The sequence below is a fragment of the Bacillus cereus group sp. Sample62 genome, from assembly GCF_036851315.1.
In the GTDB taxonomy this organism is placed as follows: Bacteria; Bacillota; Bacilli; order Bacillales; family Bacillaceae_G; genus Bacillus_A; species Bacillus_A wiedmannii.
Map to the genome: position 1 here is coordinate 2,726,481 of NZ_JAFLPK010000001.1, position 26,155 is coordinate 2,752,635.

Consider the following 26,155-nt stretch of genomic DNA (forward strand, 5'->3'; position numbering starts at 1 on the left):
AACAATGGCTAAAATTAAAGTATACCAAGCAAAAGAAGAAAATATGGAAGCAGTAAAAAACATCATTGATGTTGAGGAACAAAATCCAACTGCTGACAACTTACAAAATCTATACGCATGTGTATTAGAAACTGAAGATATGGCATTGCCTGAATCATACATTGAAGAAGATATCTTAATCGATTCTATGGAAGTTATGGTTAACGCTTCTCAAAGCAAGCTACGAGACTTAGGTACATATGATGTAATCGAAGTTCAAAACAAAGGTAAGAAAACACAAATATTATTATTAGCAGACGAAGAATACGAAATTATCGAAGGCTAATCTAAATCCGTACATACGAAAAAGCTCCTTTCCAATTGGAAAGGAGCTTTTTCATTACGCTTTTGATGTTTCACTCTTTTTATTCGTTTGTTTTTTCTTAATTACCATACGCTCATTTCCCATAAAGAAAATAAATATGAATGCTAGACCTGCTGGTACCAATGCCCACATAAATGTTTGAACAATGGAGCTAGAAAGAGCATCAATAATTTTATCTAATATTTGCGGCGGGATTTGAGATCTTGCCGATTCTGATAGAATAGCTCTTGAATCCCCTAAAGCGTTTGTATTCATTCCTCCGCTCATACCTTTAAAAGCTTCTTCTAATTGATCTTGGAAACCTGTTCTTTGAATCATTCCGAAGATTGTAATACCTAGTGTCATTCCTAATGAACGAATGAAGTTACTCGTTGAAGTCGCAGACCCTCGCTGTTCCATACCAAAGTTGTGAATAGCTGCCATACTTAGTACAGAGAATGAGAATCCAACTCCAAATCCGATAATAATCATATACACTGTTAATAATGCACGACTTGTTTCTGGTGTTAATGTACTTAATAAAAATAATCCAATTAGCATAATAACAGCAGAAATAATCATAATGTTTCGATAGCTAAGCTTCGTCGTTAAAAACCCACCTAACTGCGCTGTTACGACTGATCCTAACATCATCGGTAAAAGTAATAATCCTGAGTTTGTTGCGTTACCACCGTATACACCTTGAATGAATAACGGTATGTATACAGTTGCTGACATGAACGCAGCACCGTAACATAATGCAATAATGGTACTCATTCCGAATAAACGTTGTTTAAACATTTCAAATGAAATGATCGGTTCTTCTACTTTACGTTCAATAAAAATAAATGCAATAATTAAAATAGCGAATCCGCCAAATAAACTTAAAATAAAGTTAGAATCCCAATCATACTTTTGTCCACCTAGTTCTAAAGCAAACATTAGCGAAACTACTGCACCAACTAAAGTAATTGCGCCAAACCAATCAATTTTTTGCTTTCTATGAACTCGTGATTCCTTATAAAAGAATGTAATAAAAATAAGTGCTAAAACGCCAAGCGGTAAGTTAATGTAAAATACCCAGTGCCAGCTTATGTAATCTGTAATATACGCACCAAGCAACGGACCAAAAATACTTGATAAACCAAATACTGCTCCGAATAATCCACCCATTTTCCCTCGCTTTTCAGGAGGGAAAATATCAAAAACGATAGTAAACGCGATCGGCACTAATGCCCCACCGCCAATACCTTGAATGGCACGATAAATACCTAACTGTGTAATATTTTCAGCAGTACCACAAAGTGCCGAACCAATCATAAAGACGATTAAACCGAAAATAAAGAATCTCTTTCTACCATACATATCTGATAGTTTTCCAAATATCGGCATACCTGCCATTTCTGCGACCATATAGGCAGAAACGACCCATACAAAGTTTTCAAGGCCTCCTAAGTCACCAACAATCGTTCCCATCGCTGTTACGACAATGGTATTGTCCATTGATGCCATTAAAATACCTAGCAATAAGCCCGCCACAACAAAGTCGAGCTTATTATTCTTCTCAACCATAACCTTGCTCTCCCTCGTACTACTTATATTTGTTTATGTTCTTTTACGACTGCATTACCTTTTTGGTTAAAACTAGTATGATATTCTACAACACTAATTTCACATCCTGGACCAATGGTAACGTTGTTTCCTCTTACAACTTCAGCAATCGTATGCTCTAAATAAATTTCATCTCCTTCAATGATAGACGTTTGGAGGCTTCCCGCATGACTTGTAAATGGAATAAATCTCGCTTTTTTATGAACGGTAATCTTCTTACCACCAATCTCTCTCACTTTACTTCCTTCATAACGAAGTGAAATATCAATGTTTTCAGCATTAAGTAATCCATCACTTTCAAGGCCACCAGTTAGTGATAGTTCTTCAACTTCAATATCTCCTTTCACATTTAAAGCGCCTTTCACATCTACGAAATCACCAGTAAACTTCCCTTTAACTTCTATCATACCTCTTACTTTCGTTTTTTCAATATGGGCATCACTATTCATTTGTGTATTTCCGTATACTTTTACATATTCAGCAGTTACATTTCCTTGTACTTCACTATCTCCATACACGACATAATTTTTCACTTTCATATTACCGCGCACTTCACTCGTTCCGTACGTTTTAAATTCATTACAGCTCATATCATTAGAAATTGTTCCTTCACCGCGAATCTTCACTTTGTTATAATCCCCGCCTGCTGAACTACCAGAACCATTGACAGTAAGACTATGTTGATGTTCCATATTATTTTCTCCCTCCCATTAAACCTGCTTCATTTCTTTTACATTTGCGCTTTTATTAACAGTAAGAACACCAGTGTATTCAATCAATTCAATCTCACAGTTCGCTCCTACTGTAACATTATTTCCTCTTACCGTTTTTATGTGAGCATAATCAATATCGATATTGTCACCTTCTAATAGTTCAGCCTCTAATTGCATACCAAATACCGATTTAAACAGTCTACTAAAAGTACTTAGTCTATGTTTTACTTTAATCGTTTGACCACCAATTTCTTTCGCTCGACATGTACCGTGAATATTAATATTTATTTCATCGGCGCTTAATAATCCACCAATTGTAAATTGTCCTTCTGAAGAAAAAGTATCCACTTCACAATTACCATCAATCGTTGCTTGACCATTGATTTTAAATTCTTCACCAGTTACATTTCCACCTACTGTACCTTTTCCTGCAATTTTTAAACTGTTCGCCTTCACATCTTGCGTAATTGTTGCTTTTCCATCAATTCGCATCGTCTCCGCAATAACTGTACCATCGACTTTACCCGATCCACTAATTCTTGCATTACTACTTTTCAAATTTCCAGTAACAGCACCGTAACCGTTACATTCAAATTGATCACATTCAACATTTCCATTAACAGTCCCTTTTCCATTTAATTGCACTTTATGAAACTCGCCGCCATTCGATGAACCGTAACCATTTATAATCAAATTATCTGTACGCATACTTTCTCCTCCACTACAACAGTTTCGTTTTTAATGCTTCGGTATATTTCATAATCGCTTCGCGTAAAACAATTTTGGTACCTTTTTCAAAAATTAAATCGTCCACGTTTGAAACTAAGAAACATGTAGAAATCCCTAACTTTCGGACGATGATTAAGTCACAAGTTTTATGCTTAATCGCTTCATAATTTTCACGTAAAACTTGCAAGACCATTTTTCCTTCTTCTAAACTAATCTCTCCCGATTGTAGTAATTCTTCTAACATATACACATAAAGAATATCTACAAATTGAAACTCTGTTGTTTTATTCGTTTGTTCTATGAAGAATTGTAAAACTGGCTCTGATGCAATTCCTTTACGTAAGACGTCTTCCTTAGTTAAAAGGATTTCTCTTACACTCGGTGAAAACATATTTGCTAGTTCATCAAGTGATAAATCTTCTTTCATCGTTTGGATTTTATCAATACGCTCTAATATCTTTTCTTTCGGAAAAAATGTCTCTTGACCCGTGAATGTTGATTTTCGTACAAACCAATCTTCCGGTATTAAATTTTTTCTTTTCCACCTATATAACTGTCCGTATGAAATACCAGTTAGTTCTAATAAATCTTTTTTTGAAATTAAATCTGTACTCAACTGTATAACACTCCTTCCTGATAACAATGTAACATAACACTGTTACGCTGTAAATAGACTTTTATCGTAAGTAGCGTAACAATGTGTAAAACAAACCTGTTTCACACACAAAAAAAGGCTCTTACACATCATTTAAAACGTGTAAAAACCCTTATATATCAACATGTAAACCATATTTCATAGAAATCAATCCACCCTTGTGAATTAATCATTATATTTTGTACTTTTTCATGAGAAGTTACTTGTTGTTTGTTACGATATAAAGGAATAATATGAATGTGACGCAACAAAGTGTCCTCAATATCGCGTAACAATGTAACTCTATTCTCTAAATGTTCTTCTTTAAAATAAGGGGAGAACTTTTTATGAAAGTCCATGCTGCTTTGCCCATGAATAAAACTATTTTTTGTAAGAAACATATATAGCAGACTATCTTCTATTCGTTCGCTAATTGTTGCACTATCATGCATCATATCAGCCTTTTGTATCGTACTGATTTCCAATAACTCTTCAACTTCAAGAAAATTATTTTCTACACGAATCCCATACTTCGCACACTCTTTCTGAATCCATTGTGCATCTTCTACGTGATCTTGTCCTGTAAATGTGTAGAGTTGTAGCACTTCATGATGATACATACTCCTTTTCACTAAGCATTCTATCTCTTCCTTAATCTCTACTTTTCTTTCATTTGCTAATATTAGTTTCTTTGCCACTTCTCCACGTTCTCCGCCGAGTTCTTGAACAATTCTATCGCCATGAATGATTTTATGTAGTGCCTTTCGAAGCAGCTCATCTTGCATTGGTCCTTCTTTTACAAGATTGCACGTTACATATGTCACGTTCGATTCAAGCCGAGACAACTCTTTATTAGGCTTTTCTTTATCTTTATATTGCGCCTTTACTAACACGTCATACGTATTTACATTTTGCTCTACATTCATTAGTTCAATTCGGTCAAGAAAAGGTCTTTCACGATAATATAAATCATGCACTTCTAATACAAATAATTGTGCATTTTTCTCGCGTAATATAAAAGGTCCTGTACCAATAAAGTTTCCTGCTTCATCTACATTTACGATAGAACACTGTTCTGCACTTAACATATGTAAAAACATCCTATTTTCCGTATGTAATTGAATTTCAACAACAAATTCATCCACTGCACGGACATTTTCAACATGTTGCAACATCCATGCGTGTGGGTTGTTTTCCGCTTTCATAAATCGATTCAATGAATGTATAACATCATGTGCGGTAAGTCGTTTTCTATTATGAAGATGAACGCCTTTTCTTAAATAAAATGTCCAAACCTTTTCAGCGTCATTATATTGCCAGTGAAAAGCAAGTCTTGGCTCAATACAATTTGTTTCCTCATTCACATATACGAGTGTATCAAAAATATGTTTAACCATATGACATTCTGAGCGCATCGTGGCGTAGACCGGATCTAAAGCGATGTCTAGATTCATTTGTACTTGCAACCGAAGTACATCTTTTCTTCCTTCAGGTGTCCTTTCTATTTTATGACCAAATATGGAATCTACCCAAGCTTCATACTCTTTCTTTACTAATGGAAATTGTGAGCTGTATCGTTCCACAAATGAGATTCCACTTTTCACATCCCCTTTTTTCGTTAGTTCTTTTCCTCTGTCTAAAATTAATATCATCGGTTGCTTTTGAAATATTAATTTAGAACGATTCCCTCTTCCGCGCCCTGGAAACCAAGCGATCCAATTTAACTCTTCTAATTTTTTTATTATTAATTTACTATTACGCTCCGTACAAAATAATGTTTCTGCTATCATTTGTACGGTAACTTCTAATTGTTCTCCTTCTTGTCTACCTTTACCATAGGCACACCATAGTTCAATATATTGATTTAAAATAAACATCATAATCCCCCTAAAAGGTGAAAAATAACCCCTTTTGTTTCTACCCTTTTTCCACTTCTCCTTTCATCTTATCATTTCAATATAGAAAGGAGGAATTAATATTGAACAATCTCATACTACGTTATAATAAACCCATTATTATTAGACTGTGCGGCGAATTATTAACCCGAACGACTGAATCTATGTTAGCTCTCATTATGATTATTTACGTTAATAAAATGTTAAACGGTAATATAATAATAACTATGCTCATTTTCGGACTACAACCTCTCTCAGACATTGTATTTACACTTATTGCTGGAGGAGTGACGGATAAATATGGGCGAAAGAAAATTATGTTACTCGGCTTATTGCTACAAGGCGTTGCAATCGGCAGCTTCGTCTTTGCTCAATCTATTTTTATATTTGCTTTGCTTTACGTCATAAATGGGGTTGGCCGTTCCTTATATATTCCCGCTCAACGTGCACAAATTGCTGATTTAACAAAACAAAAACAACAAGCAGAAATTTTTGCTCTTTTGCATACGATGGCTGCAATTGGTTCCGTAATCGGTCCAATAATTGGTGCTATCTTTTATCATACTCACCCTGAATATTTATTTATAATGCAAAGCATTACACTTATGGTATATGCAGTAGTTGTATGGACTCAGCTTCCAGAAACCGCTCCAGTATTTACAAAGCCAAAGCAAAAAGTTGAAGTATCATCTTCAAAACAATTTGTAAGCAAGCATTACGCCGTTTTAGGACTTATGATTACTACACTCCCTATTAGCTTTTTTTATGCTCAAACTGAGACAAATTATCGCATTTTCGCTAAAGATATATTTCCAGATTTCGTATTCATGCTCGCTTTTATTTCAACATGCAAGGCTATAATGGAAATCTTCCTGCAAGTTTTCCTTGTGAAATGGTCTGAACGATTTTCTATGGCGAAAATTATTCTTATTTCTTACACCTGTTATACAATAGCTGCAATTGGCTACGGGATTTCAGCAACAATCACGTCACTATTCTTCACATTACTCTTTTTAGTCATTGGGGAAAGTATCGCCTTAAACCATTTACTTCGATTTGTTTCAGAAATCGCTCCTACAGATAAGCGTGGATTGTATTTTTCAATTTACGGGTTACATTGGGATATATCTCGTACGTGCGGTCCTGTACTTGGTGCGGTTTTATTAAGTAAACTAAACGGTAGCATGCTATTTTATATTTGTGCTTGTTTCTTAATAATGGGAGGGATTATTCAAGCACTGTTTATTCATAATGTAGAACGTAATAAAATAAATAAAGACGTTTCGGAGCATACCCCTCATATTTTATAGGATGCTTTCTTTATAAAAAAAAGGATGTCACAAAAGTCTCAAGACTTTTGTGACATCCTTTTTTATTACCCTGCCATTTTATTAATACTATCTTCTGGTGAAAATACCGAAATATGATTTACCTTACCAGTCGATTTTGGAATAATGAATTTTAACTCAAACTGATTGTTTACTTTATATAAGTATATTTTATCTTCCCCATTTACTTTAACTGAAGCTGGTTTTCCTAATGCTTTCTCTATTTCTTGTAATGTAATTGATTTTAGCTCTGCATGATAGGAGCGTACATCAAAAACTTGTGACCCTTTATTAAAACCGAAGGAAACATTTTTATTTGTAAAGGTAGCGTACATTCCGTTACCTGCTTGTTCCGTTTTATCTGCTTTACCCCAATCTTTTTCTATTTCTTCAATATCACCTGTATGTGCTGCGAACGGAACATTAGGTACTTTTCCTTCTTTCGCTAGTTCAAACACATCTTTAATGTGGTTAATTGATTTTTGATTTATAACTGTATCTTTCGTGCTTGAATCTGTCTTTGGTTTTGCTGATCCTTCATTATTTGATTTTGCTTCAGGCTCTTTCTTTTCTTCAGAAGAATTATTTTGTTCATTTTTACTATTTTCCGAGGTTGGGTTTGTTTCCTTTTTTTCGTCTGTCCCTTTACATGCTACTAATGCAAATATGCATGTAAAAGCGAGAAATAACATAGCTATCTTTACATACACTTTCATACATTTCAGCCCCCTATTATAATCTTATTCCTTTCTATAACCAATCCATGACACCGCTTTTCAAATTGTGTTTGTTCCAAAAAGTAAATGCTTCACTCTCTCCCAATGCTTGTACAACATATTCTACAAAAGCTGTTCCTAAAAAATAACCGAGTCGGTTGTATCCAAAATACTGTCCTCCAGATAACCGAAACCACTCTTTCTCTTTTTCAAACGTCCATCCTTCTATACAATCTTCCAAAAAACGATTCTTTATTTGTTCTTCATTTTCTATATAGCATTGTAACCAACGTTCGCCATCATTGTTATATGAGTAGTACACTGATTCATTTAAACCTCTCATAATTTGCTTTGATAAATATGTTGCAACACCTTCACGATACAAATTAACTGACCCGTCAGTCCAATCGGCTTTACCCCAATCCATTCCATCATTGTGTAACATAACATTATGATATATATGTCCTATTTCGTGAGCGACAATAACACGAAGGTGATTTAAATCTGGAGATAATTTTTCTGCCGAAAAGAATATGTCTCCAATAATTTCTCTTTCTACAAATGCATTAGAGCCAAACCCTCCAACAAATAGATGAAAATTCATATTTACATCAAAGTTATATTTATAATGATATTCATTCGTTATCTCTTGAATAATAGTCGGTAATGTTTCCGCAATGATACGAATTTCTTCTATTTTTGCGGGATATTGTTTAATCGCATTAGAAAGACGTTCTCTCGTTTTAGGACAATGATACTTAAAGTATTCTTCAAATATCTCTGGGTGCGAAGTAAAGTATTGGTTGAGGACTGCTAATTCTACATCGTTACTTTCCCATAATTTTAAAAAACTTGGAATCGTATTATTTATCATTTTTTCCATCTCCTTATATATCCCTTCTCGCCATTTACACTGCAATCCTTCCTGAAACGTAGAAAAAGCAACAAAGAAAGATGAGTCTTCTTTGTTGCTTTTTCTGTTTAATCAAACCATTTATCACCATCAGAAATCCATTTACCATTATGCAAATCATAACATTCATCATAATAATAAAAAAAGCTGTCCAAAAAGGACAGCTTTACATATGTATTTTTACACTTCGATTGACTTACCATCTTCAACAATATGATAAAGTAAGTGAGCTAAATGATGAATTGGGCCATACTCTTCCTCTTCCTCATCTGTTTCACCGTGGAATTCAAGATCATTTAAGTATAGTGCTAAAAATTGATAGTATAGTTTTAAATCAAATCCGTAGCACGCAGTTGGCTCTTCATGATCCCCTTCGTATTGTAACATTAAGTATTGATCATTACCTTCTGCATCTTCTGCGTCAAAGAATACGAAGAATCCAACGTTTGTATCTAAATCAAATAGATGACGAGTACCTTTTTCTGTTGCTTTATTGAAGTCTTCTTCACTTAATTTATGTACTGTTGTCGCTTTAGCATTATCTTCTTGATGGAAATTTACTGTAAATGTTTTCAATGCTGACACCTCCTGATTGTATAATACTAGCATAACATATAAAAAGGACTGCTTACAAATGTAAACAGTCCTTACATTCATTTTCGCATTGCTCGTAATAAGAAGCTTACGATGAAAATTAAAACAATCGCACCGATTAAAGCTGGAATAATTGCATATCCGCCAATGACTGGACCAAAACTACCAAGTAATTTCGAACCAATCCAAGAACCGATAATACCAGCAATAATATTACCAATTACACCACCTGGTACGTCTCTTCCAGTAATTAAGCTTGCAAACCATCCTAATAAACCACCAACGATTAAAGACCAAATCATATGATAACCTCCTTTAAATTTCACAGATCAAAATATAATTAGAAACAATTGCTTACCATTAGTTATGTTACATTTTTCATTAGTTATTCATAAAGGGTAACTATTAGATTATTTCAAAATAATGAACGACCAGTTTTTGACTTCCGGTTAATACATTTCGTATTTCACATATCAGGGACAGTCAGGCTTTAATATTGTCCGCATAAACTCTTCTTTAAAAGCTGGATAGTTAAAACCAACTGCAATTTTTTGAATAGGCCTATTATCAAACGTTGTCGGCACAGCTATTTTTCTAAAGTCTGCCACACTTTGTCCTCTTGTTACGTCATTTGTTGTACTAATCCAAACTGCAGATTTTTTGTATTCAAAAATATCATCATTTATAAATGAAATGAACGGAAGTAAATCGTGAATCGGACTTCCAGCAATACCCGGGTATTCTTTTTTATAAAAGTTCTCATAATAAAAATCGATCATTGGTTTAATAAGCTTCGCCTGCCCTGTTCCTTCTTTATTAATAATATCCACCATTTCTGGAGTAATGAGGGCTGCTTGCGTTACATTTAACGGATAAATAGTCGCATTTTTTGCGTACTTCATTACAATATTTGCGGCGATTGGATCTCCATAAAAATTAGCTTCCGATACAGGAGTAACGTTACCAGGAAATAAAAAAGCACCGCCCATAATATAATAGGAGCATACCTTATCCATTACATTTGGATATAATAAAAATAGCGTTGCCAATGTTGTTAAACGTCCTGTCGCTACGATAATAATATCTTCTGGACAAGGTTCAATTAATTTAATTAGTTCACAAAAATTTTCCCGTTTACAAATCCTCATATCAGGTGGAATAATTGGCCCTAAACCGTGATCTCCATGTATTTCAGGAAAGAACAAAGGTTCTTCAGCTGTCATCGGTCTTGCTGCACCCTCAATGATTTTTATTTCTGTAGCATAGTATCTTTCTAAAAAATACACATTTTCCGTTACAATTTCTCGCGATACATTCCCATATTCAGCAACAATACCTATAATATCCAATTCACATGTTTTATTTGCATAAATTAACGCCACCGCATCGTCAATACCAAAGTCTCCAAAAAAGATGATTTTCTTATTAACTATCCTCACCCCTCTTCAACATAATCTACTATTATTATTATGTAAAAAAGACAAGGCTGTGAAACGGTGCAAACTAAAAAAGCCGCCTATTTATTGGCGACTTCAATCTTTTTATAAGATAAGTATGCTAGTACATTTTTACTTGAATCGTATTTTGGATTATTCCCTTTTCTAGGTTCTCTCATATGTATTTTTTCAAATCCAGGAATATCCGGCATTTTCTCCATAAATTCAAGCATTTCTTCTTCAGTTCCTTCAATACGTACGCGAATCATTATTACTTTTCCTCAATTCTCATTTTCTCTGTACTAAGTATAACGTACTTTGAAAAGACTGCAAGAAGTTTATCTTTTTAATGTCGAGCTTTTTTTACATACAAACAATGCCATTTCAGTATAAAACGATTTAATTTTATTATTTTCATATTGAATGTTAAAGAATTCTTGCATTTCAACTGATGTTTTCATCATACACTCTGTTAACTTCACGCGTTTCTGCAAAGGTACATTCATCATATCGCACCACCAGTCAAATTCAAATTTCTTGTCAAAAGTAAGGCATGATTGCATCTGCAAACCGTTTTTTTCTAACAAGGTAATCCATTCTGTTTTTTTCAGCGCTCGTTCATGACTCGGATCTCGCTTTTTTTCTATAAAATTATAAAATGTATCAAATTCATTATTTTCCGGTGAAACATTATCTATTAAAATAAACAATCCATTATCTTCTAACGTACGATTTACTTCATAAATAAACTGAGCTGGATTCGTAAAATGATGTGCTGCAATTCGGCATGTAATCGTATCAAAAGAACTATCGGAAAACGGTAAAATTTCAGCGTTTCCAGCGACAAAAGATACATTTTCATGTCCATTACTGGTAATAAAGCTTTTCGCATTCTCTAACATTTTTTCTGTTAAGTCTAAGGCAACTACTTCTTTAAACAATGGAGCTAATACATTCGCAACATGTCCACCGCCAGTAGCAATATCAAGAAGACGATTATTATGACGAGACTCTACTTGTTGAACTACATATTGTAAATCCGGTCCTTTAGCATGAATTTCACTTTTCACATATTTTTCCGCATTATTACCAAACTGTTGTTTTACAAGCTCTTCTTTACTCATTTTATCATCTTCTTTCTATTGTTATTTACATATAGGATTCATGTAATAATTAAAGTTCTCTTTATGTATTTTCAAATCCTCTTTTCAGCTCACTTCTTATCCTGCTGTCCTATCATCAATATAATATAAATTTTATGTCTTATTACTAAACAAAAAAGGCTACGGGAACTTGTCCCCTAACCTGATTAAATATTTATTACATTTTTACTTTTTCATATACATCTATATAATATAAATCCTCTTTCAACTTCATAATAACGTCTACTTCGTTATAAGTAGCCTCACGAGCATGTAAACCAAATTGATCCATACCAATCCATATCCATCCAGGTGTATGATGTAGAACATCTATGTTAAAATAATCTAATTTAATAAGCTCCGATTTTATAAATTTATCTTTATTAGTGATTTGTTTATCTATTAAACCATATTCTTTTCCATTTTCAAGTAGCGATATAATTTTCCCTAAAATCGGATGTTCACGTATAATAAAATGATATTCCCTTTCGTCTACATTCGCCATAATTAAACGAGAATCAGATAAATCAGATCCTAAATTAGACATCTTTATTTATTCACCTCCTTTATGAGTTTCACAAACATAATAACAAATGAATATTCAAATAATATTAATATAATGTAAAAAATAAAAAAGCTGACTCCCTTTTAGAAATCAGCCTTTATATTTGAATCATCTGTTTACTTTTACAAACTATTATAATGTTTCTTTTTCCTCATCATTCCCGGAAACTAAATTCCCAATAGCATCAGCTGTTACTTCTACTACAAATTCACAAATACCTGCTACAACTTCTCCAATTACTTCATCCATCTTTTTACCCCCTTATTTTATGTAACATATTTGTAGTATAGGAGAGATTGGTTATTTTTAACTATCGGAAAACGTGACACCAACATTACAATTTTGTAATCTTTTATAATTTGTTTAGTTTCTATCCTTTGAAACTCCAAGTATGATTAACAAGCATATAGGCCATCATAATATTAATTAAGTTCCAATTATGCTAGAGGAGGCGTGTAAAATATACTACGTAAAATTAATTAAAGGTCAATCATTCTATGCTTTTGATCATCGTTTCTTAATGTCTGAAGAAGAACAGGTTTCCGAGAAAGTTTATAATTACTTACGTCGTAATGAATTTTTCGAAGTACGTAAAGAAGAATATTCTGCTTAATTACAAAAGCATCAAGAATATATCACCTAATTGTGCTATATCTTGATGCCTTCATTCGATCTCCCTCTTTTCAGAAATTGTGCTATATTCTCTTAATACATTCTATTATTTGTCCAAGCTATTTTATCGTAAATTTCATATTTTAGTATATGAGGAGGTGACAATTATGACTCATATCATTGATTACCAAGCTACTCAACCTATAAGTAAAACTGGTGAAACAACTTTTGCAATCCCAGCTTCTCCAAATAAAGCAATTCTAGCAAATTTGAAATTGAGAATTTCAAGTAGAGATTCACGTAATAATCGAGTAGAATTAATCGCTACAATTGGTGTAGAAGGTATAACTGGGACTTCACAAGTTTTATTCCGAATTTTCCGTGATAACATTGAAATTTTTAATGCACAAGTAGGTATTGAATCTACAGATTCTGAACAATTCTACGTACAAACATTTCAAGCTATAGATCAAAACGTTAGCAGTGGAACACACGAATATTCATTAACTGTAGAAAACCTTACTAGTGGTGCAAGCGCAGAAGTTGTTGGCCCACTATCTTTTAGCGCTTTAGCTATTGGACAAGAGCGTAAATGCTGCTAAGCCAATCTAATATTTAATTTTGTACTTGAGAAAAGCGAGACGTACTATGTGCGTTCTTGCTTTTTTATATGTATCCTTACTCTCAATAGTCAATTCATCATAAATTTTTTCACATTTTTATTGCTTATTTCACCAACTAATAAATCATTTTTTTGACAAATCAAAAAGATTGTAATCCACTCATGAAACACGTAATATAGACTCTGACTCTAAAAAAGTTCGTTATAAATTATACATAAAATAAGGAGGTTTTATATACGAGTTTTTCATTTTAAAAGACGGAGAGGTTTTACATTATGTGGCGTAATAAAAATGTTTGGATTGTGTTAATCGGGGAATTTATTGCTGGTCTAGGGCTATGGCTTGGTATTCTTGGCAACCTTGAATTTATGCAAAAATATGTCCCTTCTGATTTCATGAAATCAGTTATATTATTTATCGGACTATTAGCTGGTGTACTAGTTGGTCCTATGGCTGGTCGTATTATCGATCAGTATGAAAAGAAAAAAGTTCTTCTTTATGCTGGGTTCGGTCGCGTTATTAGTGTTATTTTTATGTTTTTCGCTATCCAATTTGAAAGCATTGCCTTCATGATTGCATTTATGGTTGCTCTTCAAATTTCTGCAGCATTTTACTTCCCTGCATTACAATCTGTAATTCCACTCATCGTACGTGAGCATGAGTTATTACAGATGAACGGTGTACATATGAATGTAGGTACAATCGCTCGTATTGCAGGTACTTCACTAGGTGGAATTCTTTTAGTTGTAATGAGTTTACAGTATATGTATGCCTTCTCAATGGCAGCATACGCTTTATTATTCCTCTCAACTTTCTTCCTACAATTCGAGGATAAGAAATCAACAACACCAAGTAAACAAGCTGCAAAAGATAATAGCTTTATGGAAGTATTTCGTATTTTAAAAGGAATTCCTATTGCTTTTACAGCACTTATATTAAGTATTATCCCTCTATTATTTATAGCTGGATTTAATTTAATGGTAATCAACATTAGTGAAATGCAACATGATCCAACAATTAAAGGCTTTATATATACGATTGAAGGTGTCGCATTTATGTTAGGGGCCTTCGTTATTAAACGTTTATCTGACCATTTCAAACCTGAAAAATTATTATACTTCTTCGCAGTTTGTACCGCTTTTGCACATCTATCATTGTTCTTTAGCGATATAAAGTGGATGTCTCTTACATCATTTGGTTTGTTTGGTTTTAGTGTCGGTTGCTTCTTCCCTATTATGTCGACAATTTTCCAAACGAAAGTGGAAAAAAGCTATCACGGCCGTCTTTTCTCATTCCGTAATATGTTTGAGAGAGTTATGTTCCAAATCGTTTTACTCGGTACTGGTTTCTTCTTAGATACGATTGGTTTACAGTACATGGTCTTAATTTTCGGTGTCATTTCATTATTAATTATTTTCATTTCATTATCTAAACAGAAACAATATGAAAAACAGCCTTCGCAATCTGCGAATTTATAACATAAATAAAGACGCATGGATCATATTAGATTAATCCATGCGTCTTTGTTATATAAATCCTTATTTATTACGCTTATTATAATTATTTAAAGGAGTACCCTTTTTCGCTTTCGAATACAGTAACAGTATACTAACATGATATATACAGGAGGTGCGAAATTGTCTGATGGTATGCAGTTATTTAGTATCTTTATTTTTGTATTAGTTCTGTTTAGCATCATAAACTTTTTAGCAATTTCCTTATCTGGACATAACCTTAAAAGAAGAATTATCGCAGGTTTCATTTTTTTACTACTAACTCCTATTGTTTTTTTTGCTACCGTAGCATTCGCTTCTATATTCGATAAAGCTGGATTTGGCGCAGGTGGGATAGCCTTCATTGTTGCAATTATATATATTTTAAATGGAATAATGATCTTACTTTCCTCATTACTTTTCCTCAAAAGAGACATAACATAGGCTATAGTACTCTGCATGAATCTGACTTTATACTAGATTCATGCTTTTTCAATTCCCCCCAAATTTTTATGTGAAATTAAATAATTCTTTATAAAAATTTAAACTTTATTTATTACAATATTTGTATCGTATTCGCACGTTTATTGAAAATGAAAAGAAAGGAGTACAAAATGAAAAAGATTCTATTAATTATTCCAATATTCATCGTTCTACTTAGCGGATGTAGCAATAATGATATATACGGTTCTTGGGAAGTCGTTGACAACAAAAATGGTCTTTGCCCTGCATCTTATAAATTTGAAACAGTTGTAAAAGAAGAAAAGAAAGAAAAAATTGTTCAATATTTAGTGGAGATGCAAACATCAAAGGAAAAAGAAGATTTATACAAAGGCTCATTTGTAAAAAATTCTAACGTATATCATATTGATTATGGTAACTCATTTACATCGGATCAAACTTTAAAAGTTGTCGATGGCAAATTAAATGTATACTTTTATGCAGTGGAAAAGTTATGTACATATAAAAAGAAATGATTACACTTCATATAAGACGCAGAAAATATTTTCTGCGTTATTTTTAATTTACAAAACCTCCCCAAAAACATTTTCCTCTTTTAAATCTTTAAATTTAAATGTATTATTATATAATAACAATATTTTAATGCGAGGTGCTTTTTTTGAGAAGTTTAAGTTCATTAATTGTATCAACAATCTGTTCCATTATCCTAATCCTATGGAGTGCACTTTCATTTTATGAAAGATTCACGACAGGAAATCCATACTATTGGCTTAGTGGTATATTAGGCCTCGTTTTCGTGTTCTTTTTCATCCAAAATATGCGAGATATACTTAATAAAAACTATAAAACATCCTAAACCGTATAGAAAGATATAATAAACAGTTCAGTTAACCAATCCTTATTTACAACGCCCTTTCAAAAAAGACTAATCCTCCCTCTAAATTTGTCAATCGTTTTAATTTTCATAAAAAAATGATAAAATGTAAACATGTGTTTTCAGAATAATTAAAAATGCAGAAAGAAAACACTGTTTTTAGGAGGGGTTTTGATGACTTACACGTTAGCAACTAGAATGAAAGCATTCCAATCTTCTATATTTAGTGAATTAGGGGCTTATAAAAAAGAAAAAATTGCAGCAGGTCACAAAATGATTGATTTAAGTATCGGGAATCCTGATATGCCACCTGCTGACTTCGTAAGAGAAGAAATGGTACATACAGCAAGTGAAAAAGAAAGCTACGGATACACATTAAGTGGTATTCAAGAATTTCACGAAGCTGTAACTGAATATTACAACAACACTCATAACGTTAAATTAAATGCCGATAAAGAAGTTTTATTATTAATGGGTTCACAAGACGGACTTGTTCATTTACCTATGGTTTATGCAAATCCGGGAGATATAATATTAGTTCCGGATCCAGGATATACAGCTTATGAAACAGGAATTCAAATGGCTGGTGCAACATCCTATTACATGCCTTTAAAGAAAGAAAATGAATTCTTACCTAATTTAGCAGCTATCCCCGAAGATATTGCTGATCAAGCAAAGATGATGATTTTAAACTTCCCAGGGAATCCAGTTCCAGCAATGGCTCATGAAGATTTCTTTAAAAAGGTAATCGCATTCGCGAAAAAGCATAACATTATTGTTGTCCATGATTTTGCTTATGCTGAATTTTATTTTGATGGCAATAAACCAATTAGCTTCCTCTCTGTACCTGGTGCTAAAGAAGTCGGAGTAGAAATCAACTCTTTATCAAAAAGTTATAGTTTAGCAGGTAGCCGTATTGGATATATGATTGGAAACGAAGAAATTGTTCGTGCACTTACTCAATTTAAATCAAATACAGATTATGGTGTGTTTTTACCAATTCAAAAAGCGGCATCAGCGGCACTAAGAAATGGCGCTGCGTTTTGTGAGAAAAATCGCGGTATTTATCAAGAACGTAGAGATACTTTAGTTGATGGATTCCGAACATTTGGTTGGAATGTTAATAAACCAGCTGGTAGTATGTTCGTCTGGGCCGAAATTCCGAAAGGCTGGACTTCTATAGATTTCGCTTATGCATTAATGGATCGTGCGAATGTCGTGGTTACACCAGGTCATGCATTTGGACCTCATGGAGAAGGCTTTGTACGTATTGCACTTGTTCAAGATAAAGAAGTGTTACAACAAGTTGTTGAAAACATTAGAAATAGCGGTATTTTTTCTCTTGAAAAAGTAAATGAATTAGTTAAAAATTAATGATAACTCCCCTGCTTAACTGTAGCAGGGGTATTATTTATTGGAGGTACTTTCATATGCATATTAAAGACACTCTTCCTCATCGTTATCCTTTTTTAATGATTGATAAAGTAACAAATGTAAAACATGGTGAATCCGTTACGGGATATAAACTCATTTCAAATAATGAGTGGTTTATAAATGATAATCAAAAACATATGCCTCATATGTTAATTGTAGAAGCACTTGCTCAGCTTAGTGCATTTGTAAATAAAAGGGACTCTGAAGGTCTAGGTTTCCTCTCCTCATTAGATGGGGTTGTGTTCCATGGAAAAGCATTTCCCGGTGATAAACTTGATTTACATTATAAGCTTACTCGCAATCGTCGTGGTTTTATTCTCGGTAAAGGTACTGTAACTGTTAACGATCAGCCGATTGTAACTATAGAAAAGCTATTAATATACCAAGCAGAATAGAGACGATGTAATTCGTCGGGATATCTCTCTCCTACAAATTCGTCTCACCAACATGAACAGAGTAAATAAATTACTTGGTTAGGAGCAGGAAAATGGAAAGTACTATCGGTATCGATGCTGGAGGAACATTAACGAAAATTGCTTATTTGAACGAACAAAAGCAATTAGCCTTTGAAAAATTTTATTCAAATGAACAAGATAAAATAATAGATTGGCTTAAGAAAAACACTCGTATAAAACAAATATGTATAACAGGTGGTAACGCAAAACGATTACAGCAACTACTTTCAGACTCATATAAAATAGTAGAATTAAACGAATTTGAAGCTACTCTTGTAGGTGTCCAATACATATTAAAAGAAGAGCAATATGATATAAACAACTTTATTTTAACAAATATAGGTACAGGTACTTCCATTCATTACGTTTATAATGACAAATATATTCGAGCTGGTGGAACCGGTGTTGGCGGTGGTACTATTATGGGGCTTTCAAAATTGTTAACAAATATAGATCATTTTGAAGACGTGATTCCTTTAACAAAAGTGGGTTCTAGAAATGAACTAGATATTACGGTTGGAGATATTTATGGTGGCATTCTCTCTCCTATTGATAATAGCTTAACTGCAAGCAATTTCGGAAAAGCTACCAAAACAGATTCAAATTTTAGTAGTGCTGATATACTAGCAACTGTGCAAGGACTTGTAGGTGAAGTTGTTACCGCATTAAGCCTTCAATTCGCCGAAACAAACAACATTGACCATATTATTTATATTGGTTCGACTCTATGTAATAACGTACACCTTCAAAATATTATTAGTAGCTACACAAAATATCAAAATAAAACACCAATCTTTTTACAAGATGGTGGTAATAGTGGTGCGATTGGTGCTTTACTTCATGTTACGAATAAAAAAAGCTGACACTTGTCAGCTTTTTTGCAACGGCACTTCAAATTCTATAATTAATTCCCCATTCTCTCCAATTCGCTCTACACTAATTCTATCAACTACACATTGTAACTTTTCAGGGAAACCATGAATATCCTTAGCTACTTCAGCAGCTAACTCAGCACTTTCTTTTCTCCCGACTGTTACATGCGGTATGTATGGAATATCTTCTTTCAAAAATTGTCTTAAAGGTCCTGTATACAACATATCATGTAGTTCTTCTATCTGTTTTCTTCCTCCCTCAACTTCTAAAAACAAATAGTTTCCTACACTAGTGATACGATTTGCAAACTCAATTTCAATTTTGCCTACCCCTTTTGATAAATTCAAAATATGAGATTTTAATTCATCATTTGAAATATTACTCTTAAATGGAAATAAAATTGTTATATGTGGTGGAATGAATCCAAATAAAGGATCATGTTTTTGTCTAATGTTCTCTATTTTATCGATAGACATGTTATTTAGAAAAACTAAAATTGTACGCATTTTTATACCCTCTACTTTCCCTCATCTTAATATGTATCATATTCTATGACAGCCTTGCACTTCAACAAATTGTTTTGCTTACATGTAAAAATAAAAAACTTCTCAAATGAGAAGTTTTCATATAGCATGATTACTATTTTCCCGCCAAACTTTCCTAAACTTTATATAACAAGCAATTCTCCACGGAATGATATACGATACTGCAACGACGTAAAATAATAAACCAATCGTTTGCTGATCTAAGTCAACAATATATTGTCTTGAACCATATCTTAAAATAACAATTCCGATAAAAGTAATTAAAAAGGCAGCACTTTTTTTCGTATAAATGTTTCCGTCTTCTCTTCGCTCATAGTTTGTTAGAAATATAAGTGGGATTGCGAAAATCACCCCAATGGATCCAGCTATAGTCACTTGTAATATAGCTGGATGTACTGGACCAAAAAACAATAAAATACCCGGTGTTAAAAATAGTAATGGCCACAAAATACGTTTTCCCGTTCCCTTTATCGGCTTATACATAGAACGATATCGTCGCCAAAAAATTAGCAGTGCCACGCATAAAAAGACGGTTATTAGTGAAGAAGTATCTCCCATTTATTATTCCTTCTCTCCCAAAGTATATATTTAATTATACTTTAAATCGTTTGCTCAAATGATACTTTTCGAATGAATATACCGCTAGTCACGATATAGACGATTGTTAATCCAATTGAAATGACAGTAAAATATGGGATATCTATTACAGATAAATTAGATGTAGAATTTAAATCCTGTATTCCTACTTCTCCATAAAGCACACTATTCAATGATATAAAAAGTGTTCCTCCTACCAAAAGACCAATCCACTTAAACCGTTTCTTAATTACTACTGCTACTTGAAAGAAAGTTGCTATTGTAACATACAATAATAGTTGTACAATAAACTGTTTTACTGAGTGTCCTCCTAAACTAGTATTAGCTGTACTATACAATGTATTTTGTAAAAGAATCACTTGAAGGAATGAGAAAACCGCAGCCTGTAATATAATATAGCAAACCGATCCAATGAAAAACTGTAACCTCGTTACTCCAAACGAAACAGCTAAATGAAACAGATCATCCTGTATAATGAAGGTGCTTACTACTATAAAAAATATAATTACAATCGAAGGATTACTTAAAATATGTTGTAAAAACCCTTCCTTTATTCCTTTTAAATCCATTACACTTGTTATTCCTTTTATAAGTAATACTGCAATCCAAAATATAATAAATGCCTTATAATGAAAATTTATATGTAACTTCAACTGCTTCATTAACATTTTCATTTTATTTCACCACCAGTTATATGAATAAATAGTTTTTGTAATGTAATGCTATCAATCAGTAACCCTTCTTTTTCAAGAGAGTAATAATCTTCATTAGAAAGTCCTTCCCATATAACAGCAATCCCCTTATTTCCATAAACTTCTCGATTTATTACTTTTTTATTGATTGAAAACTCATCCACTTTATCTTTTTTCCCTGAAATAATATGTCCTTGTTGTAATAGATCTTCCACTGATGATTGAACAACTAGTTTTCCTTCTTTTATGATGATTACATCTTCAATCACATGAGTAACTTCTTCTACTAAATGAGTTGATAATATAATTGTTCGTGGATATTCACCGTAATCTTCTAGTAGTAAATTATAAAATAACTCACGATGTGCTGCGTCTAAACCTGTAGTTGGTTCATCAAAAATAGTAATTGGCGCTCTACTTGCTAGACCTTGAATAATTCGGACGACTGTTTGCATGCCGTGTGATAGTTTATGGTATTTCTCTGTCATATTAAGCTGAAATTTATCAGCGAGTTCCTCAGCATACTTTCCATCCCAGTGTTTATAAAACATGCTGCACATCTTAAAAATTTCTTTTACTTTAAAACTTAAATGTGCTTCTTCTTTCACTCTAACAAAACAAATATTTTGCATCGCTTTACTATTCTCAAAAACATGTTCACCAAATATTGATACGCTACCACTACTTGAAGTGATTTAGCCTGCAAGTAAATTTAATAGTGTCGTTTTTCCTGCTCCGTTTCTACCGAGCAAACCATATATTTTATGCTCATCCAATGAAATCGTTACTCCATTAACTGCTACTATCTTTTTATATTTTTTCGTTACTTCTTTCGTTTCAAGTGCAATCATCCCTATTTCCCTTCCTTCATAATTTTTTGAATCATATCCATCAATTCGTCTTTGGATATTTCTAGTACTTTTGCTTCTTCCCACACTTTAGGTAAATATTCAGTCATAAAAGTATTTTGTCTTTTTTTAAGTACGACTTCTTTCGCTCCCTTTGCAACAAACATCCCGATCCCTCTCTTTTTATATAGAATCCCTTCATCCACTAATACATTTACCCCTTTAGCTGCAGTAGCTGGATTGATTTGTAACATCTTCGCAAATTGATTTGTTGATGGAACTTGTTCTTCTTCAAGTAATATGTCTTTTAAAATATCAGATTCAATCGTTTCTGCAATTTGTAAGTATATTAATTTATTTTGCTCCAGAGTAGGTTTCACAATTACACCACCTTAGGTTAATAGGTTCATTACTTATGCAATTAACCATATCACATTAAATTATTTATTTCCATAAATTTCTTTTACAAAAAAAGAGAGTCATTCGTTTAAGAATGACTCTCTTTTCTAAAATTCCAAAGTTTCAACTCTTGTTCTCAAACTCTTTTCATTTTATTACAACTGCTGCACCGGATATTTAACAAATAAATCTTTCCGAAAATCTTTATCATTTATAAGCAGTCTAATTTTTTCGTTATTATCGTTAAGGAACTTTACTACTTTCTTTGTATCCCATATATCATTTTCTTTTGGAAAATCATCAAATCTTTCATACATGATTGATAGTATTTCTTCTCTCTTTATCGCAAAATTTTTATTTTCTACTTGAAACTCGTAACTTTTCGCATTTGGTACTAAAATCGCTACATAAATAACGTTAAAGAGAAAATTCTTCTTCATCGTATCCTTACTATCAAACCAATACGTCTCAACCATATCTTCTGTAAGGGCTCCATTCCCTCGTGCACCATAGTTCACCTTTATACTTTCATTCTCTAAACTTATACTTTGAAATGTTTCACCACCGGGTAAATGATTAACAATTGCAACCGCATCTGAGTTATTACCAACATATGTCCCAGCATATTTCTTAAAAGCACCAGGTTCAATATCAGATATTTCTTTTATTCTGTCTCCGCTAGAACAAGCAGTAATAAGTAAAAAAATTGTTAGCATAACAACCACATTACGATGCATATATTTCATTTAGCATCCCCCATTTTTATCGATATTTCGTTCATTACAATACTTCTTCTCAAAACCCTTTAAAATATACGCACTTTAATCAAAATTAAAAATTTTCAATTTTTATGTTTACAATTATCCATTAATTGTATATACTTACTAACGTAAGAAAAAATTCTAAAAGGAGGTCGAAGGAAATGATGAAATTACAATTACATGCTTTAACTTTAGCGTTAACTGCACCTTTGTTTTTCGGACAATTAAATATGAATTCGACCACCCTAATGGAGAATTGAAAATCGCACTTTATTTCTATTAATTCATAAATTCGCCACAGGAGGTCGTATACTTTCCTGTGGCTTTTTGATGCCCAGCCATAGGAGAACTATATCTTCCTGTGGCTTTTTTGTGCGATTTTTTAGCCTCTTATATTATTTTTTAAAGAAAGGAGCAACATTCGATGACTATTAGCGTATTGTTTTTAAGTATTACGATTCAAAGAAATACAATTTCCAAAGATGAAATTTTTCATAATGAGCAAATTGAAAAAGCTATGAATGATGTTAAGGAGCGCCAAGCGCTTTATTGTAATCACCTGTAATTCCTTTTCGAAAGGAGGAATTCATTTATGACTTTTCATATTTTCTTTTTTACAACTGCACTTCAGAAAAACACTTTATCTGAAGATGAAATCATTCGTAAACAACAATTAAAACAACTGACTGATAAAATGACTGACATTAAAAGTTCATACTATACGCAAATGTATTAAAAATATATTTTAAAGGAGCATTACATTCATGAAATTTAAAGCATTCTTTTTAACAATCACCATTCAAAAACGTAAGCTTTCACAGAATGAGATTTTGCGTGAGCAACACATTCAAACTATTATGGACGAAGTGAAAGAGCACCAAGCTTCTTATTACAGCCGTCTTTTCTAAATAACTTTTAAAGGAGCAATACCTTCATGAAATTTAAAGCATTCTTTTTAACAATCACCATTCAAAAACGTAAGCTTTCTCAAAGTGAGATTTTGCGTGAGCAACACATTCAAACTATTATGGACGAAGTGAAAGAGCGTCAAGCTTCTTATTACAGCCGTTTTTTCTAAATAACTTTTAAAGGGGCAATATGTAATGAAATTTAAAGTATTCTTTTTAACGATCACCATTCAAAAAACTAAGTTCTCAGACAGTGAGATATTGCATGACCATCAAATTAATAAAGCTATGGAGGATGTAAAAGAACGTCAAAGTCACTACTGTAGCCATCTATAATTTCTTTCGAAAGGAGGAATGTATCATGAAGTTTCACCTTTTCTTTTTAACAATTACAATTCAGAAAAAAAACTATTCTGATGCGGAATTAAAACAAGAACAACAATATAAACAGGTTATAGACGAAATTCGAGATCGTAGAAGCAAGTACTACTCTCATCTATAATCTTTTAAAAATATAAAATTTGAAAGGGGTCGATTATGATGTTGCTAGCACGCTGTAAGGAAATGATTTGGATAGTTCAGAGGGATTCCACATAGTTTTATTGAGGCTATATCATACAAGTTTATCGTTATATTTGATATGTAATAAATATATAATAAAAGTTTATGCATACACTTTTTTACATTGATTAACAAACAAAAGATACACCACTTAAAAAGCGGTGTATCTTTCTCAACTTATACTATTTTCGATTACTTCGTTTCGTCTTAAACAATCTTACTAAGTTCGATACAACTGTTTTTGTTACTGCATAAACTGGTACTGCCAAAATCATTCCGATAATTCCCGCAAAGTTACCTACCCCTAAAATTAAAATAATAATTGTTAACGGATGGATATTTAATTTTGAACTCATAATACGCGGTGAAATGATGTTACTTTCAAACTGTTGTACAATTGTTACGATAATAATTACGTACAACGCTTGCATCGGAGATACGAACAGACCTACAATAACAGCTGGTGCTGCACCGATAAATGGACCTAAGTTAGGAATGATATTTGTAAATGCTGCTATGATTCCTAAAACGAAAGCGTACGGTAAATCGATAATTAAATAACCGATAAAAGTAAAAGCACCTACAAATATACAAACGAGCGCTTGCCCTTGAATATATGCAGATAATGTTTCGTTCGTTTCCTTAATGATACGAAGTCCTTCTTCACGGTAAGACTCAGGTAATAGACTAACTGCTTTCCCTGGAAACGCATGTCCATCTTTAAACATATAAAATAAAATAAACGGTACTGTGAAGATAACTAATGCAACGTTTGTGATAATACCAAATAAAGCCGTTGCACTCGACGTAATCGTGTTTGGTATATCCTTTAAGTATTCAATCGCGTTTTTCTCAATTGTTTCAATGGAAACATAGTTTTGTGTAGATAACCATTCAAATAATCTGTGATGGGATAAATCTTGTATGTATAGTTTTCCCTCTTTAATATAACCGGGCATATTTTTCACTAAATCCATTAACTGTTGTGAGATCGTTGGAACAACTACCCCAACTCCAACTGCAGTTAATGTTATAATAAAAAGATATAACAGTAAAATCGCTAAATTTCTAGGTACTTTTTTATTCTCCAAAAAGACTAACAATGGGTTAAATATGAAGTATAAAAATAACGCGATTAAGATTGGGAAAAACAACGTTGATATGAAGATGCCAATCGGTTGAAATAGAAACGATATTTTTGTGCAAATAAATATGATCGCTACAACCATTAGCACTTCTAATGTCCAAAAGTGCACTTTCGATTTCAAAAAAACGTCCTCCTTTAAACTAGCACTTCTCTTCATTGTACCAAAATAAGCAAGAATTTCACATAATATTTTCCTTTACAATATTCCAAAATACCAATAAATACACTACAATGAGATTACATACAAATTTG

Annotated in this window: 35 protein-coding genes and 1 pseudogene; 16 read left to right on the plus strand and 20 right to left on the minus strand. The window is 32.8% G+C overall.

The genetic code is table 11. The features are described 5' to 3' along the window. The first annotated feature begins 4 nt into the window (after positions 1–4). On the plus strand, positions 5–325 hold the full coding sequence (locus tag J0835_RS13820) for a hypothetical protein (protein ID WP_060631222.1): 321 nt from the start codon (positions 5–7) through the stop codon (positions 323–325). Positions 326–379: 54 nt separating this feature from the next. On the opposite strand, the gene J0835_RS13825 is transcribed toward J0835_RS13820, so the two are convergent. The 5 genes from J0835_RS13825 to J0835_RS13845 form a co-directional block, all read right to left on the minus strand. After that, on the minus strand, positions 380–1,915 hold the full coding sequence (locus J0835_RS13825; protein WP_087980729.1) for an MDR family MFS transporter: 1,536 nt from the start codon (positions 1,913–1,915) through the stop codon (positions 380–382). A gap of 23 nt (positions 1,916–1,938) precedes the next feature. After that, positions 1,939–2,646 (minus strand): hypothetical protein, encoded by a 708-nt coding sequence (locus J0835_RS13830; protein ID WP_000401032.1) that lies wholly within the window; start codon positions 2,644–2,646, stop codon positions 1,939–1,941. An 18-nt stretch (positions 2,647–2,664) separates the two neighbouring features. Then, positions 2,665–3,375 (minus strand): bactofilin family protein, encoded by a 711-nt coding sequence (locus J0835_RS13835; RefSeq protein WP_087980730.1) that lies wholly within the window; start codon positions 3,373–3,375, stop codon positions 2,665–2,667. Between the two features lie 13 nt (positions 3,376–3,388). Beyond that, positions 3,389–4,012, minus strand: coding sequence for a YhbD family protein (locus J0835_RS13840; protein ID WP_087980731.1), 624 nt, complete (start codon positions 4,010–4,012; stop codon positions 3,389–3,391). A gap of 158 nt (positions 4,013–4,170) precedes the next feature. Next, positions 4,171–5,907: an SgrR family transcriptional regulator gene (locus tag J0835_RS13845; RefSeq protein WP_087980732.1), complete on the minus strand. Its 1,737-nt coding sequence runs from the start codon at positions 5,905–5,907 to the stop codon at positions 4,171–4,173. Positions 5,908–6,008: 101 nt separating this feature from the next. On the opposite strand from J0835_RS13845, the gene J0835_RS13850 reads away from it, so the two are divergent. Next, the gene (locus J0835_RS13850; protein WP_087980733.1) at positions 6,009–7,235 is read left to right on the plus strand and encodes an MDR family MFS transporter; all 1,227 of its coding nucleotides are present in this window, start codon (positions 6,009–6,011) and stop codon (positions 7,233–7,235) included. Between the two features lie 65 nt (positions 7,236–7,300). Here the strand turns inward: J0835_RS13850 and J0835_RS13855 are convergent, their stop codons facing one another. From J0835_RS13855 to J0835_RS13890, 8 genes are all read right to left on the minus strand, one after another. After that, the gene (locus tag J0835_RS13855) at positions 7,301–7,969 is read right to left on the minus strand and encodes a YjgB family protein (protein WP_087980734.1); all 669 of its coding nucleotides are present in this window, start codon (positions 7,967–7,969) and stop codon (positions 7,301–7,303) included. Between the two features lie 34 nt (positions 7,970–8,003). Next, the gene (locus J0835_RS13860) at positions 8,004–8,843 is read right to left on the minus strand and encodes an aminopeptidase (protein WP_087980735.1); all 840 of its coding nucleotides are present in this window, start codon (positions 8,841–8,843) and stop codon (positions 8,004–8,006) included. 219 nt (positions 8,844–9,062) lie between these two features. Next, on the minus strand, positions 9,063–9,458 hold the full coding sequence (locus J0835_RS13865; RefSeq protein WP_000847586.1) for a hypothetical protein: 396 nt from the start codon (positions 9,456–9,458) through the stop codon (positions 9,063–9,065). 77 nt (positions 9,459–9,535) lie between these two features. Further along, a complete protein-coding gene (locus J0835_RS13870) occupies positions 9,536–9,778 on the minus strand; it encodes a GlsB/YeaQ/YmgE family stress response membrane protein (RefSeq protein WP_087980736.1) in 243 nt (80 codons plus the stop codon). Between the two features lie 171 nt (positions 9,779–9,949). Further along, positions 9,950–10,915: a nucleoside hydrolase gene (locus tag J0835_RS13875; protein ID WP_087980737.1), complete on the minus strand. Its 966-nt coding sequence runs from the start codon at positions 10,913–10,915 to the stop codon at positions 9,950–9,952. Between the two features lie 77 nt (positions 10,916–10,992). Then, positions 10,993–11,181 carry a DUF3970 family protein gene (locus tag J0835_RS13880; RefSeq protein ID WP_087980738.1) on the minus strand — a complete coding sequence of 63 codons (189 nt, stop codon included), beginning with the start codon at positions 11,179–11,181 and terminating at the stop codon, positions 10,993–10,995. A 69-nt stretch (positions 11,182–11,250) separates the two neighbouring features. Beyond that, complete coding sequence (locus J0835_RS13885) at positions 11,251–12,036, minus strand: class I SAM-dependent methyltransferase (RefSeq protein WP_087980739.1); 786 nt, start codon at positions 12,034–12,036, stop codon at positions 11,251–11,253. Positions 12,037–12,232: 196 nt separating this feature from the next. After that, positions 12,233–12,601 carry a hypothetical protein gene (locus J0835_RS13890; protein ID WP_087980740.1) on the minus strand — a complete coding sequence of 123 codons (369 nt, stop codon included), beginning with the start codon at positions 12,599–12,601 and terminating at the stop codon, positions 12,233–12,235. 478 nt (positions 12,602–13,079) lie between these two features. Here J0835_RS13890 and J0835_RS13895 point away from each other — a divergent pair, with 478 nt between their 5' ends. The 8 genes from J0835_RS13895 (at position 13,080) to coaW (ending at position 19,435) form a co-directional block, all read left to right on the plus strand. Further along, complete coding sequence (locus J0835_RS13895; RefSeq protein WP_078183406.1) at positions 13,080–13,232, plus strand: YqbF domain-containing protein; 153 nt, start codon at positions 13,080–13,082, stop codon at positions 13,230–13,232. Between the two features lie 166 nt (positions 13,233–13,398). Beyond that, positions 13,399–13,833, plus strand: a complete 435-nt coding sequence (gene exsC / locus J0835_RS13900; protein WP_000148799.1) for an exosporium protein ExsC — start codon at positions 13,399–13,401, stop codon at positions 13,831–13,833. A 296-nt stretch (positions 13,834–14,129) separates the two neighbouring features. Then, entirely contained in the window at positions 14,130–15,332 is a 1,203-nt protein-coding gene (locus tag J0835_RS13905; protein WP_000269247.1) for an MFS transporter, read from the plus strand. A gap of 159 nt (positions 15,333–15,491) precedes the next feature. After that, the gene (locus tag J0835_RS13910; RefSeq protein WP_087980741.1) at positions 15,492–15,791 is read left to right on the plus strand and encodes a hypothetical protein; all 300 of its coding nucleotides are present in this window, start codon (positions 15,492–15,494) and stop codon (positions 15,789–15,791) included. A 170-nt stretch (positions 15,792–15,961) separates the two neighbouring features. Then, positions 15,962–16,324 carry a hypothetical protein gene (locus J0835_RS13915; RefSeq protein WP_064475563.1) on the plus strand — a complete coding sequence of 121 codons (363 nt, stop codon included), beginning with the start codon at positions 15,962–15,964 and terminating at the stop codon, positions 16,322–16,324. 533 nt (positions 16,325–16,857) lie between these two features. Beyond that, positions 16,858–18,057 carry an LL-diaminopimelate aminotransferase gene (locus J0835_RS13925; protein ID WP_140386783.1) on the plus strand — a complete coding sequence of 400 codons (1,200 nt, stop codon included), beginning with the start codon at positions 16,858–16,860 and terminating at the stop codon, positions 18,055–18,057. Positions 18,058–18,113: 56 nt separating this feature from the next. Then, positions 18,114–18,512 carry a 3-hydroxyacyl-ACP dehydratase FabZ family protein gene (locus J0835_RS13930; protein WP_087980744.1) on the plus strand — a complete coding sequence of 133 codons (399 nt, stop codon included), beginning with the start codon at positions 18,114–18,116 and terminating at the stop codon, positions 18,510–18,512. Positions 18,513–18,604: 92 nt separating this feature from the next. Beyond that, positions 18,605–19,435, plus strand: a complete 831-nt coding sequence (coaW, locus tag J0835_RS13935) for a type II pantothenate kinase (RefSeq protein ID WP_087980745.1) — start codon at positions 18,605–18,607, stop codon at positions 19,433–19,435. A 6-nt stretch (positions 19,436–19,441) separates the two neighbouring features. Here the strand turns inward: coaW and J0835_RS13940 are convergent, their stop codons facing one another. The 6 genes and pseudogenes from J0835_RS13940 to J0835_RS13965 all read right to left on the minus strand — a co-directional run bounded on the left by J0835_RS13940 (position 19,442) and on the right by J0835_RS13965 (position 23,272). Beyond that, positions 19,442–19,951: a 2'-5' RNA ligase family protein gene (locus J0835_RS13940; protein ID WP_087980746.1), complete on the minus strand. Its 510-nt coding sequence runs from the start codon at positions 19,949–19,951 to the stop codon at positions 19,442–19,444. A 117-nt stretch (positions 19,952–20,068) separates the two neighbouring features. Continuing rightward, positions 20,069–20,548, minus strand: coding sequence for a CcdC family protein (locus J0835_RS13945; protein ID WP_087980747.1), 480 nt, complete (start codon positions 20,546–20,548; stop codon positions 20,069–20,071). Between the two features lie 41 nt (positions 20,549–20,589). After that, positions 20,590–21,261, minus strand: coding sequence for a DUF4052 family protein (locus J0835_RS13950; protein ID WP_087980748.1), 672 nt, complete (start codon positions 21,259–21,261; stop codon positions 20,590–20,592). After that, positions 21,258–22,130 (minus strand): annotated as a pseudogene (locus tag J0835_RS13955) (ABC transporter ATP-binding protein). The gene J0835_RS13950 and the pseudogene J0835_RS13955 overlap by 4 nt, the downstream one beginning before the upstream one ends. Positions 22,131–22,132: 2 nt before the next feature. Further along, on the minus strand, positions 22,133–22,507 hold the full coding sequence (locus J0835_RS13960; protein WP_087980749.1) for a GntR family transcriptional regulator: 375 nt from the start codon (positions 22,505–22,507) through the stop codon (positions 22,133–22,135). 174 nt (positions 22,508–22,681) lie between these two features. Continuing rightward, a complete protein-coding gene (locus J0835_RS13965; protein WP_087980750.1) occupies positions 22,682–23,272 on the minus strand; it encodes a DUF4825 domain-containing protein in 591 nt (196 codons plus the stop codon). Positions 23,273–23,711: 439 nt separating this feature from the next. Between J0835_RS13965 and J0835_RS13970 the strand changes: the two genes are divergently transcribed. The 6 genes from J0835_RS13970 to J0835_RS13995 are packed head-to-tail and all read left to right on the plus strand — an operon-like array spanning position 23,712 to position 24,697. Then, positions 23,712–23,852, plus strand: coding sequence for a YrzI family small protein (locus J0835_RS13970; protein ID WP_087980751.1), 141 nt, complete (start codon positions 23,712–23,714; stop codon positions 23,850–23,852). 27 nt (positions 23,853–23,879) lie between these two features. Continuing rightward, on the plus strand, positions 23,880–24,023 hold the full coding sequence (locus J0835_RS13975) for a YrzI family small protein (RefSeq protein ID WP_087980752.1): 144 nt from the start codon (positions 23,880–23,882) through the stop codon (positions 24,021–24,023). A gap of 28 nt (positions 24,024–24,051) precedes the next feature. Beyond that, positions 24,052–24,195 (plus strand): YrzI family small protein, encoded by a 144-nt coding sequence (locus tag J0835_RS13980; protein ID WP_000668975.1) that lies wholly within the window; start codon positions 24,052–24,054, stop codon positions 24,193–24,195. Positions 24,196–24,221: 26 nt separating this feature from the next. Further along, positions 24,222–24,365 (plus strand): YrzI family small protein, encoded by a 144-nt coding sequence (locus J0835_RS13985; RefSeq protein WP_087980753.1) that lies wholly within the window; start codon positions 24,222–24,224, stop codon positions 24,363–24,365. 25 nt (positions 24,366–24,390) lie between these two features. Further along, positions 24,391–24,531 carry a YrzI family small protein gene (locus J0835_RS13990; protein WP_000669812.1) on the plus strand — a complete coding sequence of 47 codons (141 nt, stop codon included), beginning with the start codon at positions 24,391–24,393 and terminating at the stop codon, positions 24,529–24,531. A 25-nt stretch (positions 24,532–24,556) separates the two neighbouring features. Beyond that, positions 24,557–24,697 (plus strand): YrzI family small protein, encoded by a 141-nt coding sequence (locus J0835_RS13995; RefSeq protein ID WP_064473550.1) that lies wholly within the window; start codon positions 24,557–24,559, stop codon positions 24,695–24,697. Positions 24,698–24,938: 241 nt separating this feature from the next. On the opposite strand, the gene J0835_RS14000 is transcribed toward J0835_RS13995, so the two are convergent. Then, the gene (locus J0835_RS14000) at positions 24,939–26,024 is read right to left on the minus strand and encodes an AI-2E family transporter (protein ID WP_000837880.1); all 1,086 of its coding nucleotides are present in this window, start codon (positions 26,022–26,024) and stop codon (positions 24,939–24,941) included. Positions 26,025–26,155: the final 131 nt, after the last annotated feature.

Bases quoted from the DNA above. Each gene is read 5' to 3' on its own strand.
- J0835_RS13820 (WP_060631222.1), top strand. From the start codon at position 5: ATGGCTAAAATTAAAGTATACCAAGCAAAAGAAGAAAATATGGAAGCA.
- J0835_RS13825 (WP_087980729.1), bottom strand. From the start codon at position 1,915: ATGGTTGAGAAGAATAATAAGCTCGACTTTGTTGTGGCGGGCTTATTG.
- J0835_RS13830 (WP_000401032.1), bottom strand. From the start codon at position 2,646: ATGGAACATCAACATAGTCTTACTGTCAATGGTTCTGGTAGTTCAGCA.
- J0835_RS13835 (WP_087980730.1), bottom strand. From the start codon at position 3,375: ATGCGTACAGATAATTTGATTATAAATGGTTACGGTTCATCGAATGGC.
- J0835_RS13845 (WP_087980732.1), bottom strand. From the start codon at position 5,907: ATGTTTATTTTAAATCAATATATTGAACTATGGTGTGCCTATGGTAAA.
- J0835_RS13855 (WP_087980734.1), bottom strand. From the start codon at position 7,969: ATGAAAGTGTATGTAAAGATAGCTATGTTATTTCTCGCTTTTACATGC.
- J0835_RS13860 (WP_087980735.1), bottom strand. From the start codon at position 8,843: ATGATAAATAATACGATTCCAAGTTTTTTAAAATTATGGGAAAGTAAC.
- J0835_RS13870 (WP_087980736.1), bottom strand. From the start codon at position 9,778: ATGATTTGGTCTTTAATCGTTGGTGGTTTATTAGGATGGTTTGCAAGC.
- J0835_RS13880 (WP_087980738.1), bottom strand. From the start codon at position 11,181: ATGATTCGCGTACGTATTGAAGGAACTGAAGAAGAAATGCTTGAATTT.
- J0835_RS13885 (WP_087980739.1), bottom strand. From the start codon at position 12,036: ATGAGTAAAGAAGAGCTTGTAAAACAACAGTTTGGTAATAATGCGGAA.
- J0835_RS13890 (WP_087980740.1), bottom strand. From the start codon at position 12,601: ATGTCTAATTTAGGATCTGATTTATCTGATTCTCGTTTAATTATGGCG.
- exsC (WP_000148799.1), top strand. From the start codon at position 13,399: ATGACTCATATCATTGATTACCAAGCTACTCAACCTATAAGTAAAACT.
- J0835_RS13905 (WP_000269247.1), top strand. From the start codon at position 14,130: ATGTGGCGTAATAAAAATGTTTGGATTGTGTTAATCGGGGAATTTATT.
- J0835_RS13915 (WP_064475563.1), top strand. From the start codon at position 15,962: ATGAAAAAGATTCTATTAATTATTCCAATATTCATCGTTCTACTTAGC.
- J0835_RS13925 (WP_140386783.1), top strand. From the start codon at position 16,858: ATGACTTACACGTTAGCAACTAGAATGAAAGCATTCCAATCTTCTATA.
- J0835_RS13930 (WP_087980744.1), top strand. From the start codon at position 18,114: ATGCATATTAAAGACACTCTTCCTCATCGTTATCCTTTTTTAATGATT.
- coaW (WP_087980745.1), top strand. From the start codon at position 18,605: ATGGAAAGTACTATCGGTATCGATGCTGGAGGAACATTAACGAAAATT.
- J0835_RS13940 (WP_087980746.1), bottom strand. From the start codon at position 19,951: ATGCGTACAATTTTAGTTTTTCTAAATAACATGTCTATCGATAAAATA.
- J0835_RS13945 (WP_087980747.1), bottom strand. From the start codon at position 20,548: ATGGGAGATACTTCTTCACTAATAACCGTCTTTTTATGCGTGGCACTG.
- J0835_RS13950 (WP_087980748.1), bottom strand. From the start codon at position 21,261: ATGAAAATGTTAATGAAGCAGTTGAAGTTACATATAAATTTTCATTAT.
- J0835_RS13965 (WP_087980750.1), bottom strand. From the start codon at position 23,272: ATGAAATATATGCATCGTAATGTGGTTGTTATGCTAACAATTTTTTTA.
- J0835_RS13970 (WP_087980751.1), top strand. From the start codon at position 23,712: ATGACTATTAGCGTATTGTTTTTAAGTATTACGATTCAAAGAAATACA.
- J0835_RS13975 (WP_087980752.1), top strand. From the start codon at position 23,880: ATGACTTTTCATATTTTCTTTTTTACAACTGCACTTCAGAAAAACACT.
- J0835_RS13980 (WP_000668975.1), top strand. From the start codon at position 24,052: ATGAAATTTAAAGCATTCTTTTTAACAATCACCATTCAAAAACGTAAG.
- J0835_RS13985 (WP_087980753.1), top strand. From the start codon at position 24,222: ATGAAATTTAAAGCATTCTTTTTAACAATCACCATTCAAAAACGTAAG.
- J0835_RS13990 (WP_000669812.1), top strand. From the start codon at position 24,391: ATGAAATTTAAAGTATTCTTTTTAACGATCACCATTCAAAAAACTAAG.
- J0835_RS13995 (WP_064473550.1), top strand. From the start codon at position 24,557: ATGAAGTTTCACCTTTTCTTTTTAACAATTACAATTCAGAAAAAAAAC.